Source organism: Neorhizobium sp. SHOUNA12A (assembly GCF_023006505.1).
In the GTDB taxonomy this organism is placed as follows: Bacteria; Pseudomonadota; Alphaproteobacteria; order Rhizobiales; family Rhizobiaceae; genus Neorhizobium.
The window spans coordinates 1-15,533 of record NZ_JALBGV010000028.1; the positions used below are offsets into that span (position 1 = coordinate 1).

The 15,533-nt window shown below is 61.8% G+C and carries 19 protein-coding genes; 12 read left to right on the top strand and 7 right to left on the bottom strand.

What is annotated here, in order from left to right:
• Window positions 1-134: 134 nt before the first annotated feature.
• Window positions 135-1,328 (bottom strand): winged helix-turn-helix domain-containing protein, encoded by a 1,194-nt coding sequence (locus tag MOV63_RS14535; protein ID WP_247034431.1) that lies wholly within the window; start codon window positions 1,326-1,328, stop codon window positions 135-137.
• A gap of 108 nt (window positions 1,329-1,436) precedes the next feature.
• Between MOV63_RS14535 and MOV63_RS14540 the strand changes: the two genes are divergently transcribed.
• From MOV63_RS14540 to MOV63_RS14550, 3 genes are read left to right on the top strand one after another with little or no spacing between them, the layout of a single operon-like run.
• Window positions 1,437-2,114: an energy-coupling factor ABC transporter ATP-binding protein gene (locus MOV63_RS14540; protein WP_247034432.1), complete on the top strand. Its 678-nt coding sequence runs from the start codon at window positions 1,437-1,439 to the stop codon at window positions 2,112-2,114.
• Window positions 2,111-2,716, top strand: a complete 606-nt coding sequence (locus MOV63_RS14545) for an energy-coupling factor transporter transmembrane protein EcfT (protein WP_247034433.1) — start codon at window positions 2,111-2,113, stop codon at window positions 2,714-2,716. Before MOV63_RS14540 ends, MOV63_RS14545 begins: the two co-directional genes overlap by 4 nt.
• 29 nt (window positions 2,717-2,745) lie before the next feature.
• The gene (locus MOV63_RS14550) at window positions 2,746-3,309 is read left to right on the top strand and encodes a biotin transporter BioY (protein WP_046599434.1); all 564 of its coding nucleotides are present in this window, start codon (window positions 2,746-2,748) and stop codon (window positions 3,307-3,309) included.
• Between the two features lie 14 nt (window positions 3,310-3,323).
• Here the strand turns inward: MOV63_RS14550 and MOV63_RS14555 are convergent, their stop codons facing one another.
• Window positions 3,324-3,722, bottom strand: a complete 399-nt coding sequence (locus tag MOV63_RS14555) for a thioesterase family protein (protein ID WP_247034434.1) — start codon at window positions 3,720-3,722, stop codon at window positions 3,324-3,326.
• A gap of 147 nt (window positions 3,723-3,869) precedes the next feature.
• Between MOV63_RS14555 and MOV63_RS14560 the strand changes: the two genes are divergently transcribed.
• The 5 genes from MOV63_RS14560 to MOV63_RS14580 all read left to right on the top strand — a co-directional run bounded on the left by MOV63_RS14560 (window position 3,870) and on the right by MOV63_RS14580 (window position 8,828).
• Entirely contained in the window at window positions 3,870-4,802 is a 933-nt protein-coding gene (locus tag MOV63_RS14560) for a histone deacetylase family protein (protein ID WP_247034436.1), read from the top strand.
• 3 nt (window positions 4,803-4,805) lie between these two features.
• On the top strand, window positions 4,806-5,060 hold the full coding sequence (locus MOV63_RS14565; protein ID WP_038540522.1) for an exodeoxyribonuclease VII small subunit: 255 nt from the start codon (window positions 4,806-4,808) through the stop codon (window positions 5,058-5,060).
• Between the two features lie 158 nt (window positions 5,061-5,218).
• Complete coding sequence (locus MOV63_RS14570; protein WP_038548807.1) at window positions 5,219-6,154, top strand: TAXI family TRAP transporter solute-binding subunit; 936 nt, start codon at window positions 5,219-5,221, stop codon at window positions 6,152-6,154.
• A gap of 195 nt (window positions 6,155-6,349) precedes the next feature.
• The gene (locus MOV63_RS14575) at window positions 6,350-8,458 is read left to right on the top strand and encodes a TRAP transporter permease (protein ID WP_247034437.1); all 2,109 of its coding nucleotides are present in this window, start codon (window positions 6,350-6,352) and stop codon (window positions 8,456-8,458) included.
• 10 nt (window positions 8,459-8,468) lie between these two features.
• Window positions 8,469-8,828: a DUF1850 domain-containing protein gene (locus MOV63_RS14580; RefSeq protein WP_247034438.1), complete on the top strand. Its 360-nt coding sequence runs from the start codon at window positions 8,469-8,471 to the stop codon at window positions 8,826-8,828.
• Between the two features lie 3 nt (window positions 8,829-8,831).
• Here the strand turns inward: MOV63_RS14580 and MOV63_RS14585 are convergent, their stop codons facing one another.
• Window positions 8,832-9,182, bottom strand: a complete 351-nt coding sequence (locus tag MOV63_RS14585) for a hypothetical protein (protein WP_247034439.1) — start codon at window positions 9,180-9,182, stop codon at window positions 8,832-8,834.
• Complete coding sequence (locus MOV63_RS14590; protein WP_247034440.1) at window positions 9,179-9,469, bottom strand: DUF6516 family protein; 291 nt, start codon at window positions 9,467-9,469, stop codon at window positions 9,179-9,181. The genes MOV63_RS14585 and MOV63_RS14590 overlap by 4 nt, the downstream gene beginning before the upstream one ends.
• 83 nt (window positions 9,470-9,552) lie before the next feature.
• Here MOV63_RS14590 and MOV63_RS14595 point away from each other — a divergent pair, with 83 nt between their 5' ends.
• From MOV63_RS14595 to dxs, 4 genes are all read left to right on the top strand, one after another.
• Entirely contained in the window at window positions 9,553-9,864 is a 312-nt protein-coding gene (locus MOV63_RS14595; RefSeq protein WP_247034441.1) for a nucleotidyltransferase family protein, read from the top strand.
• Window positions 9,833-10,216 carry a DUF86 domain-containing protein gene (locus MOV63_RS14600; RefSeq protein ID WP_247034442.1) on the top strand — a complete coding sequence of 128 codons (384 nt, stop codon included), beginning with the start codon at window positions 9,833-9,835 and terminating at the stop codon, window positions 10,214-10,216. Before MOV63_RS14595 ends, MOV63_RS14600 begins: the two co-directional genes overlap by 32 nt.
• Before the next feature lie 11 nt (window positions 10,217-10,227).
• Window positions 10,228-11,151, top strand: a complete 924-nt coding sequence (locus tag MOV63_RS14605) for a pirin family protein (RefSeq protein WP_247034443.1) — start codon at window positions 10,228-10,230, stop codon at window positions 11,149-11,151.
• 100 nt (window positions 11,152-11,251) lie between these two features.
• Window positions 11,252-13,171, top strand: a complete 1,920-nt coding sequence (gene dxs / locus MOV63_RS14610) for a 1-deoxy-D-xylulose-5-phosphate synthase (RefSeq protein WP_247034445.1) — start codon at window positions 11,252-11,254, stop codon at window positions 13,169-13,171.
• Between the two features lie 24 nt (window positions 13,172-13,195).
• On the opposite strand, the gene MOV63_RS14615 is transcribed toward dxs, so the two are convergent.
• From MOV63_RS14615 to MOV63_RS14625, 3 genes are all read right to left on the bottom strand, one after another.
• On the bottom strand, window positions 13,196-14,035 hold the full coding sequence (locus MOV63_RS14615) for a 2OG-Fe(II) oxygenase (RefSeq protein ID WP_038540502.1): 840 nt from the start codon (window positions 14,033-14,035) through the stop codon (window positions 13,196-13,198).
• Window positions 14,036-14,290: 255 nt separating this feature from the next.
• On the bottom strand, window positions 14,291-14,878 hold the full coding sequence (locus tag MOV63_RS14620; protein WP_247034447.1) for a YceI family protein: 588 nt from the start codon (window positions 14,876-14,878) through the stop codon (window positions 14,291-14,293).
• Window positions 14,875-15,468, bottom strand: coding sequence for a cytochrome b (locus MOV63_RS14625; RefSeq protein WP_247034449.1), 594 nt, complete (start codon window positions 15,466-15,468; stop codon window positions 14,875-14,877). The genes MOV63_RS14620 and MOV63_RS14625 overlap by 4 nt, the downstream gene beginning before the upstream one ends.
• Window positions 15,469-15,533: the final 65 nt, after the last annotated feature.

Sequence of the window (15,533 nt, forward strand, 5' to 3'; positions counted from 1 at the left end):
CCAGGCTCTGCCACGGGCTTGATGTCCCAAGGGAGGTTCGGTCTCCCATCCGCCACCGCATCTGGCAGTAAATCGCCAAAAGCGGATAAAGGGAAGTTACAAGGGGGGTGCCACGGCAAACGGCGCGGCCGCGCTTATTCGCCCCGCCAACCATTCTGATAAACCACCTTATCCACCCCGGCGAACCGCCCGACGCGGAGCAGTTCCGCGTCCAGCTTCTCCAATCGCCCCGCCGAAGCCCGCACGCCCTTTTCCAGCCATAACCGCTTCACATCCAGCGTCCCCGACTTGCGGTCCGCCTTCATGTCGATGCGGCCGATCATGCGGTCTCCTTCGAGCAGCGGGAAGACGTAGTAGCCGTATTGGCGCTTCGGCTCCGGCACGAAAACCTCGATGCGGTAGAAGAAGTTGAACAGCCGCTCGGCCCGGTCGCGGTTGCGCAGGAGCGGATCGAAGGGGCTGAGGACACGCACCCGCGCCGGCGGTTCTGGGATCTCACCCAGGTTTTCGGGGAAGCCAAGGAAGGCGAAGGAGGGGCGCGGCTTGCTGCCGTCGGCGGTCTCGATCAGCACTTCCACAAGTTCGTCGCGATGGGTCTTCACCCAGTCCTTTGCCTCGTCCGGCGTAACCAGATCGAAGAAGGCGGCAAGCTCTCCGGAGGTTGCAAAGCCGAGGCGGGTCATGGCCCCGCGGCAGGCCCAGTCGATGAACTCCTCATGGCTCACTTCCGGCTCGTGATGCTGCCGCGGGATGACCCGTTCCATCAGGTCGTAGATCTTCTGGAAGTTGACGCGGCCGGCGATCGCCAGCTTGCCGGTGTGCCAGTAATATTCGAGCGCCGTCTTGTTCGGATGCCAGTTCCACCAGCCGCCGGACTTGTGATCCTCCTGCTTCATGTCGCGGGACATGATCGCGCCGTTCTCGGCGATGTGCTGGAAGGTCTCCTCGAAGGCGGCGTCGAACCCCTCGCCGTGCCATTTCCGCCAGCGTTCGGCAAGGATCGGCTCGCGGCGGCGAAAACGATGTTTCCAGTAGCGGAAGAAGCTCGTCGGGATGATCGAGGCGTCATGCGTCCAGTGCTCGAACAGCTCGCCGTCCTTTTCCAGAAGCGCGGTCAGGTGCTCGCGGCGGTAGGTCTGGTTGCGCGAGAACAGGATCATGTGATGGGCGCGCTCGACGGTGGCGATACTGTCCACCTGGACGAAACCGAGATCGTCGATGAGCTGCAGCAGGCCGGCTTTGGTCAACGCCCGGCCGGGCGGTTCGCAGAGCCGCTGCCGTTCGAGGAAGATCCTGCGGGCCTGATCGTTTGGAATGAGAATCGCCATGGCATGTAGACTAGGATACCGCCGCGCCGGATTCAATGTTCACGTTCGGTTCCGCATTCCCCTTCCCCGTCTTCCGGTCTATAGACCGCTGAACACCGAGGGACTGGCTTGGATATCCGTTTCGAACAGGCAGAAGCGCGTTTCGAGGGACGCACCGTCGTTTATCCGCTGACGCTTCGCTTGAGCGAACGGCGGATCGGCGTGATTGGCCTCAACGGCTCGGGCAAGACGACGTTTGCGCGGATGATCAACGGGCTGGTGCTGCCTGCCGAGGGTCACGTGACCGTCAACGGGCTCGATACGGTGAAGGATGGCGACAAGGTTCGTGGCCAGGCCGGCTTCATTTTCCAGAACCCGCAGAACCAGATCATCCTGCCGATCCTTAAGGAAGACATCGCGCTGGGGCTGAAATCGAGAAAGCTCTCGAAGGCGGGTACGGAGGCGGCGGTCGAAACCGTGCTTGCCCGGTTCGGCATCGCCCATCTGGCCGACCGGCGTGTGCACGAACTTTCGGGCGGAGAACTGCAGCTGGCAGCACTCGCCTCGGTTCTGGTGACCCGGCCGGATATCCTGATCATGGACGAACCGACCAACCAACTCGATCTCCGGAACCGCGAACTCGTGGAGCGGACCATCCACGGGCTCGATGAAAATGTCGTCGTCATCAGCCATGACCTCGGCCTGATTGCCGATTTCGACCGGGTTCTGCTCTTCCATGAAGGCCGCCTCACCGATGACGGCGCGCCAGCCGAGGTCATCGCCCGCTACCGCGAGCTTGCGGCATGAAGACGCTCTACGTGGAAGGCGACACGTTTCTGCACCGGCTTTCGCCGCGGGCAAAGCTTCTCGGCCTCGCCGCGCTCAGCCTTGTCCTTTTCCTTGTCCGTTCGCCGGCCGTTCTGTCGGTCGCGGCCTTGCTCGGCGGCATCGTCTATTCGTCGCTCCGGCTCGGGTGGCGCCAATCCTGGCTGCGGCTGCGGCCGGTCCTGCTGACCATTGCGGTCGTGGCGCTCTTCACACTTGTCTTCAACGGCCGACATGACACGCTGGTCGTCGTCACGCGGCTGACGGCGCTTGCCCTCTTCGCCGCGGCCATGACGGCGACCACCAGCACCGGCGATTTCATCGACGAGATCACCCGCCTTGCCATGCCACTGGAGCGCCTGGGGCTCGTCAGGGCCGCGGATATCGGGCTTTCGATCGGTCTCGTCATCCGTTTCGTGCCGGAGATCCTCAGCCGTTACCAGGCTATCCGCGACGCCCATCGCGCCCGCGGGCTGAAGGTCCGGCCGCTGACGCTGGCGGTGCCACTGATCATCCTGACACTCAAAAACGCCGACGAGATCGCCGCCGCCATTGACGCACGTGGCATCCGGGCGCAGAAATAACCTCATATAAAACTGGGGATTCGCATAGCATGACCACCCGTGATCTCGTTCTGGCCGCCCTTTTCGCCGCCATTATCGTGGCGCTCGGTCTCGTGCCGCCGATCATGCTCGGCTTCATTCCGGTACCCATCACCGCCCAGTCGCTCGGCGTCATGCTTGCGGGCGTCATCCTCGGCGCCAGGCGCGGCGGTTTTGCGGTGTTTCTTGTCCTGCTGCTGGTCGCGATCGGCCTGCCGGTTCTCTCGGGCGGACGCGGCGGCCTTGCCACCTTTGTGTCGCCGACCGCCGGTTATCTCGTCGGCTGGTTCTTCGCAGCCGTCATCGCCGGTTATTGCTCCGAGCGGTTCGTCGAGCGTTCGCAGAGCGGCATCGTGCAGATCACCGGATTTTTTCTCGCAGCCCTGCTCGGCGGCGTGGTGGTCGACCACGCGCTCGGGGTCATCTACCTCGCCTATGTCACGGGCACCGGGCTTTCGACCGCCTTCATCGGCGACCTTTCCTTCGTTCCTGGCGATGTACTGAAGGCGATGATCGCGGCACTCGCCGGCCGCGCAGTAATGGTCGGTTATCCGCTGCTGCCGCAACGGGCCTGATCGGCCGCGTCCCGTCAATCCAGGAACTGATAAAGCCAGTCGCGCAAGTCTTCGGGGAGCGGCACCGGTTCCCTGCTTTCGGGGTCACAAGTCATCCAGACGATTTCGGCTTCCGCGACCGCCTCGTTGCCCCGCAGCATATGCACCAGGAACCCCGCCGACTTTCCGCCGATCTTGCTGACGCCGATATGCGTGTGGACGACGTCACCCAGCTTCAAGGCCGAGTGAAACGTGCAGGTGATCTTGCCGATCCTGAAGAACGGATCGCCCTTTTGCGACCTGCGGCGACGCCAGAATTCCGTGACGGCCTCTTCCGCCCGCACGACATAGGCCGAGCGGAACATCTCGCCATGCATATCGACATCGCGGAAAGGAACGCGGAATTCCTGAGACTTGACTGGCTCTTTGACCACATTACCCTCTGGGTTGCACCCCTCTATGTAAGACCATTCTTTCAAGCTAAACAAGCGCAAGAGCAAGGGGTTGCGGCTTGAAAAAGTCAGCTTTCTGCGCCATGTCGGAAAGGTCCAGACCGGACTGACCCCTGACGAGGCCGCCGCATGACCACGCGCCTTTACGAACACAAGATCTTCCTCGAACATCGCACGCCGGAAGGACATCCCGAACGGGCGGACCGGCTGCGCTCGCTGGCGATCGCGCTGGAGCATCCGAATTTCGCCAGGCTCGACCGCAAGGACGCTCCCCAGGCGAACGAGGACGCGGTTCTGCTCGCCCATCCGGAGGAACACCTGCGCGCGGTGATGCGCGAAATTCCCGAGGAGGACACGATCCGCCAGATCGAGGCCGACACCTATGTGGGGCCGAAGAGCTTTCAAGCCGCGCTGACCGGCATCGGCGGCGCGATGGCCGCCGTCGACGACGTGGCAAACGGCAAGGTCGACAACGCCTTCGTGGCGGCAAGGCCCCCCGGCCACCACGCCGAAAAAGACAAGGCGATGGGTTTTTGCCTGTTCAACAACGCCGCGATCGCCGCGCGCCACGCACAACGGAAATACGGCATGGAACGCGTCGCGATCGTCGATTGGGACGTGCATCACGGCAACGGCACGCAGGGCATCTTCTGGGACGATCCGTCAGTGCTGTTCTGCTCGACGCACCAGATGCCGCTTTATCCCGGCACCGGCGCCAAGGACGAGACCGGCACCAGGAACAACGTGGTCAACGCGCCGCTTTCACCCGATACCGGCAGCGAATATTTCCGCGAGGCGTTCAAGAGCCGCGTGCTGCCGGCGCTCGACAATTTTCGACCGGATTTCATCATCATCTCGGCCGGCTTCGACGCGCATCACCGCGATCCGCTGGCGCAGATCAATCTCGTCGGCGACGATTTCGACTGGGCCACCGGACGGCTGATGGAGATCGCCGGCAAATATGCCGGCAACCGTATCGTCAGCCTGCTCGAGGGCGGATATGATCTGGAAGGGCTCGCCGAATCGGCGGGCATGCACATCTGCAGACTGATGAAGGGATAGACGATGACCGAAAACACCGAGAGCCTCGATGTGAGCGGCTATTCCTTCGAGAAGGCCGTCGCCGAACTCGAAAGCATCGTGGCGCGGCTGGAACGGGGCGACGTGGCGCTCGACGAATCGATCGCCATCTACGAGCGCGGCGAAGCGCTGAAGAAACATTGCGAAAAACTGCTGACGGCCGCCGAAAACCGCATCGAGAAGATCCGGCTCGACCGCGCCGGCAAGCCACAGGGCGTCGAGCCGCTCGACGGCGAATAAGCCGGACGGCTAAACCAAAGTCTTACAACCTTCGCATGGAATGCGTCATAAACCGATTGACGCACCGGAAACGCCTCCCCATGATGGCCCCATCTGCGTGGTTGCTTTGGGAGGAGGCCATTATGAACTTCGGCATGAAGTCCAGTAAAATCAATCTCATGTTCGTGGCGACACTTGCCGTTTCGACGGCATTTTCCGCCGCCGGCGCGAAGGCTGCGGAATTCATCAACGTGCTGACCGGTGGCACGTCCGGCGTGTATTATCCGCTCGGCGTGGCGCTTGCCGAAATCTACGGACAGGGCATCAAGGACGCGCGCACCCAGGTGCAGGCCACCAAGGCATCCGTCGAAAACCTCAACCTGCTGCAGGCAGGACGCGGCGAGATTGCCTTCTCGCTCGGCGATTCTGTCCAGGAAGCCTGGAAGGGCAACAAGGAAGCGGGCTTTCCCGCCAAGCTCGACAAGCTGCGCGGCATCGCCGCCATCTATCCGAACTATATCCAGGTGGTCGCCAGCGCCGAATCCGGCGTGAAGACGCTTGCCGATCTCAAGGGCAAGAGCCTGTCGGTCGGCGCACCTGCCTCCGGCACGGAACTCAATGCCCGCGCCATCTTCACGGCGGCCGGCATGTCCTACAAGGACCTCGGCAAGACCGAATATCTGCCGTTCGCGGAATCCGTCGAACTGATCAAGAACCGCCAGCTCGATGCGACGCTGCAGTCGGCAGGCCTCGGCGTCGCCTCGATCCGCGACCTTGCAACCTCGCTGAAGATCAATGTCGTAGCGATCCCGGCCGCCGAGGTCGCCAAGATCGGCGCTCCCTATGTCTCGGTGAAAATCCCGGCCGGCACCTATGAGGGGCAGACCGCCGATGTCGAGACCGCCGCCGTCGGCAACTTCCTGATCACCCATTCGGGCGTTTCCGACGAAACCGTCTACCAGATGACCAAGCTCTTGTTCTCCAACCTGCCGAAGCTTTCCGCAGCCCACGCCGCCGCCAAGGCTATCGACGTGAAGAAGGCACTGGAAGGCATGCCCGTACCGCTGCATCCGGGCGCCGAACGGTATTACAAGGAAGTTGGATTGATGAAGTAAAGCGATAGGCAGACTGTGCCTATTGCAAGTCCCCTCCCCAACCCCTCCCCACAAGGGGGAGGGACTCAACCTGCCGCACTGCCGATGCCCACTTGGTCGGGAGAGAGCCGCGGGTCTTCTCCCCCCTTGTGGGGGAGATGGCCGGCAGGCCAGAGGGGGTTTCCCGACAGACCAGAGAGCTTGCCGAGAGAACCAATGTCCGAAATCCCAACGCAAAACTCGATCACCTCGCATTCTGCCGAAGAGCCTATCGAGGGCCTGCCGGCCGGGTTCGGCGAGGGTCTAACCGGGCGGATCGCCTTCTGGATCGCCTTTGCCTTTACCCTTTTCCAGCTCTGGACCGCCGCCTATGGCACGCTTGCGAGCCAGATCGTCCGGGCCATGCATGTTGGCTTCCTGCTGCTGCTCGGTTTCGTGCTGATCGGCAACCTCGTCGCCAAAACGAAAGCCGGCAAGATCTGGTTCTGGGCGCTCGGCATCGTCGGCTTCCTGACCGGGCTCTACAATTGGGTCTTCTACCACGACCTGATCGTCAGGAGCGGGTTCCTGACGACGCCAGACCTCATCGTCGGAACTGTGCTGATCGTGCTCGTCTTCGAAGCGGCGCGACGGCTGATGGGCCTGCCGTTGACGATCATCGCCGCCATATTCCTTGCCTATTGCTTTTTCGGCCAATACGCCCCCGGGCCGTTCGTCCATCGCGGCTATGATTTCGAACAGATCATCGAGAACTTTGCCTATGGCACCGAAGGCATTTACGGAACGCCGATCTACGTTTCGGCGGCCTATATCTTCATCTTCGTGGTCTTTGCGGCATTTCTGGAACGCGCCGGCATGCTGGCGCTGTTCAACGATTTCGCGCTCGGCCTCGTCGGCACCTGGCGCGGCGGGCCGGCGCAGGTCTGCGTCATGTCGTCGGCGCTGATGGGCACGATCTCCGGCTCGGGCGTCGCCAATGTCGTCGCCTCCGGCCAATTCACCATTCCGCTGATGAAACGCTTCGGTTTCCGCTCCGCCTTTGCGGGCGGCGTCGAGGCGACGTCCTCGATGGGCGGCCAGATCATGCCGCCGGTGATGGGCGCCGTCGCCTTCATCATGGCCGAGACGCTCAACGTCTCCTATGCCGAGATCGTCAAGGCCGCGATCATCCCGGCCGTGCTTTATTTCGGCGTCTGCTTCTGGATGGTGTTCCTGGAAGCCGGCAAAGCGGGCCTCAAGGGCATGAGCAAGGCCGACCTGCCGAACCCCTGGGCCGCCGTCCGGGAACACTGGCCGCTGATCCTGCCGCTCGCCGCCCTCGTCTACCTGCTGTTTGCCGGTTATACGCCGATCTTCGCCGGGACGATGGGGCTGGCGCTGGTCATCGTGCTGATCCTCGGCATGCCGCTTGCCGCAAGCATCGGCCCGCTTGCCTTCCGCCTCGTCTTCTGGCTCGTGCTCGGCATCGCCGCCGCCTCCTTCCTGCGCTATGGGGTCAACTTCCTGGCGATCGTCATCCTCGCCCTGATCGTTGGCTGCGTCTTCGTCAAGGGCGGGCGCGAGACGCTGGCGATCTGCCGCGACGCGATGGCCGAGGGCGCCAAGAACGCGCTACCGGTCGGCATCGCCTGCGCCATCGTCGGCATCGTCATCGGCACGCTGACGCTGACCGGCATTGCCTCGACCTTTGTCGGCGCGATCATCCGGGTCGGCGAGCACAACCTGTTCCTGTCGCTGGTCCTGACGATGATCACCTGCCTGATCCTCGGCATGGGCATTCCGACAATCCCGAACTACATCATCACCTCGTCGCTTGCCGGACCTGCGCTGCTCGAACTCGGCGTGCCGCTGATCGTCAGCCACATGTTCGTCTTCTACTTCGGCATCATGGCGGACCTGACGCCGCCGGTGGCGCTCGCCGCCTTCGCGGCGGCACCGATGGCGAAGACCTCGGGGCTGAAGATCGGCGTGGAGGCGACCAAGCTCGCGACCGCCGGTTTCGTCGTGCCCTTCATGGCCGTCTATACGCCGGCGCTGATGCTGCAGGATCCGGGTGCGATTGCCGCGGCATGGGGTTATCCGGTCGAGGTCGCCTATGTCTTCCTCAAGGCATGCTTCGGCATTGCGCTGTGGGGCACGGCAGTGGTCGGCTTCCTGTTTGCCCGCATGGCAGCTTGGGAGCGCCTGCTCGCCTTCATCGCCGGTGCAAGTCTGGTGGTGGCATTTCCCTGGACCGACGAACTCGGCTGGGTACTCGGCGTCATCATCGTCGCGCAACACTGGTGGCGGAACCGCAGCGCGCCGGCCGCACCGGCGCTGACATGAGCAAGGGGCGATGAGCCTCTGCATCCTGGCCGGCGGCAAACTGACGGTGCTTGCCATCTCGATGTTCACGCTCTCCTGGACCCATTCCGTGCAGAAGACCGAATGGCGCGAAACCTGGGCCGTGGCACCGGCCGGGCTGGAGCTTCGCCAGGCGGAGGTCAAGGGGTCCGGCGCCGGCATGGAGCCCGGAGCGAACGCGGTGCTGAAGGACGGCTGGTGGGTTTGGCACCCGACGCTGCCGCCGCAGGAACGCATTTCGCTAGCGGCGTCCGGCATGACGCCGGGTGGGTGGAGGCTGTGTCATGACGGCGGCTGCGTCGAGCTTGGGGCGACGGTCGGGGATGCAGTGAGCTTGAGCGGGTGTCCCTAGAACCTAAAGCGAAATGACGGTTCGGATTTCGTCGTACCCGGCATGCAGGCCGGTTTCGTCCTGCTCCACCAAGCCAGCCCGCCCTAGGATCTCGACATCCTCATGAACCCGCCGGTAATCCCGATCGAGCGCTCGTGCCAAAGCCGCCACGCTCGCCTGCGGGTTCTTGTGCAGATAACGCAGAAGTTCCAGGCGCTTGCCGGTCATGGTGCTGGAAAAGGCATCCCAGGCGACGAAGGTCAGATGCTCTTCCGAGACCGCCTCACCCTTTTCTGCGCGATGCCAAGCATCCGAGACCCGCTTCGCGACCTCATCGAAGGAACCGCCGATATGGAGTTCGATGTCCTTGCTCATATCTTCTCTCCTCTCGACGTTTCGACGTCCTGCCTGAAATCGGCCAGCAGCTGCTCAATCGAGACGAACCGATAGCTCTCTTCCCGATCGCCGTAGTGGCGATGATCACCCTTGCCGCGCTCATTGTCGTAACCGACCAACCGCTTGCCGGGTCGACCGTAAAACAGCGAGTATTTCAACAAGTGCTGCGATGGCGGCACATGATCTGGCACGCGCCACACCTTGATCTCCAAAATCGCTCCGTCGCCGAAGACAACACGTTCGCGGATGACGAGTTCGGCTTTCATGGATTTAATATGGCATCAGACGCCATAGATAGTCAACCTCCGCCGCTCTCGACCAAAACCCGGGGCTCCACTATATTGTCCGCATGGACAAAGATCTGGTCATCGCCAAGCTGAGAGAGCACGAAGACGAGTTGCGCGCCGCGGGTGCGGAGCATGTGTCGATCTTTGGCTCTGTAGCCAGAGGCGAAGCGACGTTAGAATCCGATCTTGACGTTCTCGTCAAATTTGCTGAACCCGTGATCCAGTCGGGTTTCGGCTACTTTAGCGCCCTTGAAGATCTACGCGTATTGATCTCAAGCATTACGGGTGCCAGCAGTGTGGATATCATTGCCGAACCGCTGCAGAAGGAACGGCTCCGGCGAAATGTGGAACGGGATCGCGCCATTGCCTACTAAGCGCCCTCTTATCCGCATGCGTGATATTATCGAAAACGGGCAAGCCGTTCTTGAATACACCCTTGGCATGGATTTCACGATTTATTCCAAGAACCGGCTGACAAAGGATGCGTCTGAGCGATGCCTCGCGCGACTTTCGGAGGCAGCCGTTAAACTTGGCCCGCTTGCTGAAGAGCTGTTTCCGCAGCATGATTGGCGCGGCATACGAAACCTCGGCAATATCCTGCGGCATGACTATCCCGACGTACTCGATACGGTGATTTGGGCGGCGATCACGCATCGTCTGCCATCGTTGCTCGCCGATTTGGAAGCCTTTCTCGCCCGATATCCCGAAGACCAGGAAACGCTTTAGGAAGCTCCCCCATGTCCTTCTTCCCCGGAAACGACCCGGTCGCCGGCGACGCCTTTGCCTGTGATGCGATCGAGAACCTGATCATTCCACGCACCAGCGATATCGGCGGGTTTTCCGTGCGGCGCGCGTTGCCGAGCCGGCAGAGAAGGCTGGTGGGGCCGTTCATCTTCTTTGACCGGATGGGACCGGCGCTGCTGCGGGCCGACGAGGCGCTGGACGTCAAGCCGCATCCGCATATCGGGCTTTCCACCGTCACCTATCTCTTCGATGGCGAGATCAAGCACCGCGACAGCCTCGGCACCGAACTCACCATCCGGCCGGGCGATATCAACCTGATGACCGCCGGCCGCGGCATCGTGCATTCGGAGCGCACGCCGGAAAACCTGCGCGGCCATCCGATGTCGGTCTCCGGGCTGCAGACGTGGCTGGCACTGCCGGATAACAAGGAGGAGATCGATCCGACCTTCTCGCACACGGATAAGGAAAAGATGCCGGTCATCGATACGGACGGCGCGAGCGGCCGGGTGGTGATCGGCGCTTTCGAGGGCCTCGGCTCACCGGTTTCGACCTTCACCGACACGCTCTATGTCGATCTCCGCCTCGAGGCTGGCAAGCGTTTCCCGTTTGCAGCGGCGCATGAGGAGCGGGCGATCTACATTCTTTCCGGCGAACTCGTCGTTTCGGGCGACCGTTTCGCGGCCGACCAGCTTCTCGTCTTCCGGCCGGGCGACGACATTACCCTCGAAGCAGGCGCTCCCGGCTGTCATGTGATGCTGTTCGGCGGGGCGGCGCTGAATTCCAAACGCTATATCTGGTGGAACTTCGTTTCCTCTTCCAAGGAGCGTATCGAAAAGGCGAAAGAGGAATGGCGCACCGGCCGTTTCGACATCGTGCCTGGGGACGAGGAGGAGTTTGTCCCCTTGCCCACCGCCTGAAATCGGTTAGAACCGCAGGTCATGCAACTTGAAAAAGCCTGCTTTCTTCTCATCTTGGGGGAGAACACGCTTCCGGAAAGAGCAGAAAAGGCCATCGTCCGTGACATCAATCCCCGCCACGCCATTGCTCGACAAGGTCAAGCTTCCCTCCGATCTTCGCGCCATCGAAGATCGCGACCTGACGCAGCTTGCCCGCGAATTGCGCGACGAGATGATCGATGCGGTGTCGCGCACCGGCGGCCATCTGGGTGCCGGCCTCGGCGTCGTGGAACTGACGATCGCCATCCACAAGGTATTCAACACGCCGGATGACAGGCTGATCTTCGATGTCGGGCACCAGTGTTATCCGCACAAGATCCTCACCGGCCGGCGCGACCGCATTCGCACGCTGCGGCAGGAGGACGGGCTTTCCGGCTTCACCCGCCGGGCCGAGAGCGAATACGATCCGTTCGGCGCGGCGCATTCCTCCACGTCGATCTCGGCCGGCCTCGGTATGGCGGTCGCGGCCGACCTTTCCGGCTCTAAGCGCAATGTGATCGCGGTCATCGGCGACGGCGCGATGTCAGCCGGCATGGCCTATGAGGCGCTCAACAATGCCGGTGCGCTGGATGCCCGGCTGATCGTCATCTTGAACGACAACGACATGTCGATCGCCCCGCCGACCGGCGCGATGAGCGCTTATCTGGCGCGGCTCGCCTCCGGCCGCACCTATATGGGCTTTCGCGACCTCGGCAAGAAACTGACCGCCTATCTCGGCAAGAATGTCGACCGGGCGATCACTCGCGCCGTCGAACATGCCCGCGGTTACGTCACCGGCGGCACGATGTTCGAGGAAATGGGCTTCTACCATATCGGTCCGATCGACGGTCATTCCTTCGACCATCTCCTGCCGGTGCTGCGCAATGTGCGCGACAATGCCCGCGGCCCGGTGCTGATCCATGTGGTGACGCAGAAGGGCAAGGGTTATGCACCCGCGGAAGCCGCCGCCGACAAATATCACGGCGTCAACAAGTTCGACGTCATCACCGGTGCGCAGGCGAAATCGAAGCCGAACGCACCGAGCTATACGAGCGTCTTCGGCGAGGCGCTGGTCCAGGAAGCAGCGCTCGACGAGAAGATCGTCGGCGTCACCGCCGCCATGCCGAACGGCACCGGCATCGATAAGCTGGCGGATATCTTCCCGGCCCGGACCTTCGATGTCGGCATTGCCGAACAGCATGCGGTGACCTTTGCCGCAGGCCTTGCGGCAGAGGGCTACAAGCCTTTCTGCGCGCTCTATTCGACCTTCCTGCAGCGCGGTTACGACCAGGTCGTTCATGACGTGGCGATCCAGGGATTGCCGGTGCGTTTCCCGATCGACCGCGCCGGCTTCGTCGGCGCCGACGGGCCGACCCACGCGGGCTCGTTCGATACGACCTTCCTGGCGACGCTGCCGGGCATGGTGGTGATGGCTGCCGCCGACGAGGCGGAGCTGAAGCATATGGTGCGTACAGCCGCTGCCTATGACGAAGGCCCGATCTCCTTCCGTTATCCGCGCGGCGAAGGCGTCGGGGTCGAGTTGCCGGAACGCGGCCAGATCCTTGAAATCGGCAAGGGCCGGGTGGTCAAGCAAGGTGCCAAGGTAGCGCTGCTTTCCTTCGGCACGCGCCTTAAGGAATGTGTGCTTGCAGCCGAAGATCTCGACGCCGCCGGTCTTTCGACCACGGTTGCGGATGCGCGTTTCGCCAAGCCGCTGGACCATGACCTGATCCGCCAGCTCGCCCGCCATCACGAAGTGCTGATCACCATCGAGGAAGGTGCGGTCGGCGGCTTCGGCAGCCATGTGCTGCAGTTCCTCGCGACCGAGGGCCTGCTCGACAACGGCCTGAAAATCCGCTCGCTCGTGCTGCCGGACATCTGGATGCAGCAGGCAAGCCCGGACGCGATGTATGCCAAGGCCGGCCTCGACCGCGCCGGCATCGTCTCGACCGTGTTCAGGACGCTCGGCCAGCCCCAGATCGGCGTCGGCTTTGCCGGCTGAGCCCGGTCGTCAGGTCCTCCCGGATTAGAAACCGAGGCGGCTCAGCGGCCCGATGATCTTGCGATAGAGCATCGGTGGTGTGAAATCCCGCAGCACGTCGCGGCGTATTTCGGCGTAATCCTTCTTGTCGGTGGAATTCGGCCGCGGCTTGAAGAGCGTCGAATGCGACTTGCGGGAATCGTCCCACGTTGCCGTGTAATAATAGAGCGCGATCGAATCTCTCGATTTGTCTTCCGGATGGTTCACGACCGAGGGGTTGCCGTGGAAGGAATCCGATGTGGTCGAGAAGGTGACCATGCGATTGAACAGGGGAGTGAAGCTGTGCACCTTGCCCTTCATCTCCTTGTCCCAGATCTCGAACGAGCCGCCCCACTCTTCCCGCCAGTCCTTGTTGAGATAGATCAGCGTGTTGAGCCGGCGCTCGACCTTCATCTTGGAATGGAGGTTGAAGTCGGCATGGATATCGAGATGCCCGCCATTGGCGGTCTCATGAACGCCGGCGCCGAAAAAGAATGGGTCGGGGATCAATCCTTCGATCCCAGTCATCTCCTCCAGAAACAGAATGAAGGGGCGCGAATTCAGCGCATAAAACAGGTTCTTGGTGTAGGTCGGAAGCCGTTCCGGCACGTAGGAGACCTTCTTGTTCTCCTGCGCCCTCGCAAAAGTCGTCTCCTTTTCCGGACGGTTCCGGAGGTCGGTCAGGACGTTCTCCAGAACCTGCTCGGGCAGGAAATTGTCGATGCAGATATGCGGATAGGGCGAAGCCGATTGGTAAGCCCCGGCATAGTTCTTGGCCATCGAGCGAGCGGCATCAACATCTGCCAGAAGAGTATCCGCATCAATGGGATATACTAACTGCGCCATTACACTCCCCCAAATTATACTTTGGCCAGAGTGTCATAATTTTTAGATGGCGCAAGTATGACAAAAGCTCATACTTCGAAAGCGTTAGTCGTTAGATAAATTCGAAACCAGATCCCACCCCTCAATTACGGCTTTGAAATCAAATACTTCATTTGGAAGTGCCTTTCCACGCCTCGACCGCACCCCGCACGGAGGCTCCGAAGCAGTATCCTCCTACGTCGAATGAAGTAACGCATCCCATCGAAGGGACGGTTCCTAGTTCCGCTCGCCTTCGATCACCATGTCGAACTGCACGACATTGGAATAGATCGGCGTGCCGACGTCCATGGCGTAGCGGGAGCGGAAGATCTTGCCGCTGACGTTGAAACCTATCTTCCGTCCGCTCCAGGAGGTCAGCTTCACATCGAAGACTTCGGACGAGCTATGCCCCTTGGCGGTCAGCGTGCCGGTGATGCGGGCGCTGTCCGGGCCGGTCTGCTCGACGCGTTCCGAGCGGAACGAGATCGTCTCGAAATGACCGGAATCGAACACAGCGCCGGAACGCAGGAAGGCATCGATGCGGTCCTGGCCGGTGCTGACGCTTTCCGGCTTCAGATCGAAATTGACCATGGAATGCGTAAGATCGCCGGCTTTCAGGTTGAACGTGCCTGAAAACTTACCGAACTTGCCCTTGATGCCGCCGCCGCCGACCTGATCCACGGCAAACGCGATGCGGGAACCGGAGGTGATGGCATAACGCCCCGCCGCCTCGGTGAGGCTCGGAACGTTCACGACCGAGAAGCCGGCTCCGGGAAGCGACATGGCGAGCAGCATGGCTGCGATGACGGTTGTCTTGCGGGTCATGGTCCCGGCTCCTCGATGGATGTTTTTGCGGTGCGGTGCCGGCTGCCGAGCATGCGGGTGAGCACCTCATCATGCCTGACATAGTGGTGGTAGAGTGCAGCGACCGAATGCAGGAGAACGAGGGCCAGCATCGAATAGGCGAGAACCGCATGGACGGTCGTCCACCAGGCCTCGGCGGCATCCGACTTCGGCACCGGAAGATGCGGAATGACGACGAGGTTGAACGCGAAGGTCGGAATTTCGAGCGGTGATACGGAGGCGATCATCCAGCCGGCCACCGGCACCACCACCGCCAAAGTCATCAGCAGATAGTGCATCGCGTCTGCCGAGCGATGTTCCAGGGCGCTCAGACCTTTGAGGGGTTTCACCCGCACGACCGTCAGCGAATGGACGAGCCTCACGGCCGCCAGAAGCAGCGCCAGCATGCCGAAGGACTTGTGCCACTGGAAAAGCGAGAACTGCAGGGCTGGATCGATCGATTGGAGGGTCATGACGAAGCCGAGCACCAACAGGCCGAGGATCAACAACGCGATCAGCCAGTGCAGAACGATCGCGATGGGATCATAACCATCGGCAGGGCGACGCGGCATGGGATGTTCCCGGAACTCTTGGGCTAACTTACGATCGGAAACATCGTGCTTTCCGATCCGGCCGG

What these genes read in the sequence shown, in the direction of transcription:
- MOV63_RS14550 (WP_046599434.1), top strand. Translation starts at nt 2,746, where the DNA reads ATGACCACCCGTGATCTCGTTCTGGCCGCCCTTTTCGCCGCCATTATC.
- MOV63_RS14565 (WP_038540522.1), top strand. Translation starts at nt 4,806, where the DNA reads ATGACCGAAAACACCGAGAGCCTCGATGTGAGCGGCTATTCCTTCGAG.
- MOV63_RS14605 (WP_247034443.1), top strand. Translation starts at nt 10,228, where the DNA reads ATGTCCTTCTTCCCCGGAAACGACCCGGTCGCCGGCGACGCCTTTGCC.
- MOV63_RS14625 (WP_247034449.1), bottom strand. Translation starts at nt 15,468, where the DNA reads ATGCCGCGTCGCCCTGCCGATGGTTATGATCCCATCGCGATCGTTCTG.
- MOV63_RS14545 (WP_247034433.1), top strand. Translation starts at nt 2,111, where the DNA reads ATGAAGACGCTCTACGTGGAAGGCGACACGTTTCTGCACCGGCTTTCG.
- MOV63_RS14615 (WP_038540502.1), bottom strand. Translation starts at nt 14,035, where the DNA reads ATGGCGCAGTTAGTATATCCCATTGATGCGGATACTCTTCTGGCAGAT.
- MOV63_RS14560 (WP_247034436.1), top strand. Translation starts at nt 3,870, where the DNA reads ATGACCACGCGCCTTTACGAACACAAGATCTTCCTCGAACATCGCACG.
- MOV63_RS14600 (WP_247034442.1), top strand. Translation starts at nt 9,833, where the DNA reads ATGTGGAACGGGATCGCGCCATTGCCTACTAAGCGCCCTCTTATCCGC.
- MOV63_RS14590 (WP_247034440.1), bottom strand. Translation starts at nt 9,469, where the DNA reads ATGAAAGCCGAACTCGTCATCCGCGAACGTGTTGTCTTCGGCGACGGA.
- MOV63_RS14575 (WP_247034437.1), top strand. Translation starts at nt 6,350, where the DNA reads ATGTCCGAAATCCCAACGCAAAACTCGATCACCTCGCATTCTGCCGAA.
- MOV63_RS14580 (WP_247034438.1), top strand. Translation starts at nt 8,469, where the DNA reads ATGAGCCTCTGCATCCTGGCCGGCGGCAAACTGACGGTGCTTGCCATC.
- MOV63_RS14620 (WP_247034447.1), bottom strand. Translation starts at nt 14,878, where the DNA reads ATGACCCGCAAGACAACCGTCATCGCAGCCATGCTGCTCGCCATGTCG.
- MOV63_RS14535 (WP_247034431.1), bottom strand. Translation starts at nt 1,328, where the DNA reads ATGGCGATTCTCATTCCAAACGATCAGGCCCGCAGGATCTTCCTCGAA.
- MOV63_RS14595 (WP_247034441.1), top strand. Translation starts at nt 9,553, where the DNA reads ATGGACAAAGATCTGGTCATCGCCAAGCTGAGAGAGCACGAAGACGAG.
- MOV63_RS14570 (WP_038548807.1), top strand. Translation starts at nt 5,219, where the DNA reads ATGTTCGTGGCGACACTTGCCGTTTCGACGGCATTTTCCGCCGCCGGC.
- MOV63_RS14585 (WP_247034439.1), bottom strand. Translation starts at nt 9,182, where the DNA reads ATGAGCAAGGACATCGAACTCCATATCGGCGGTTCCTTCGATGAGGTC.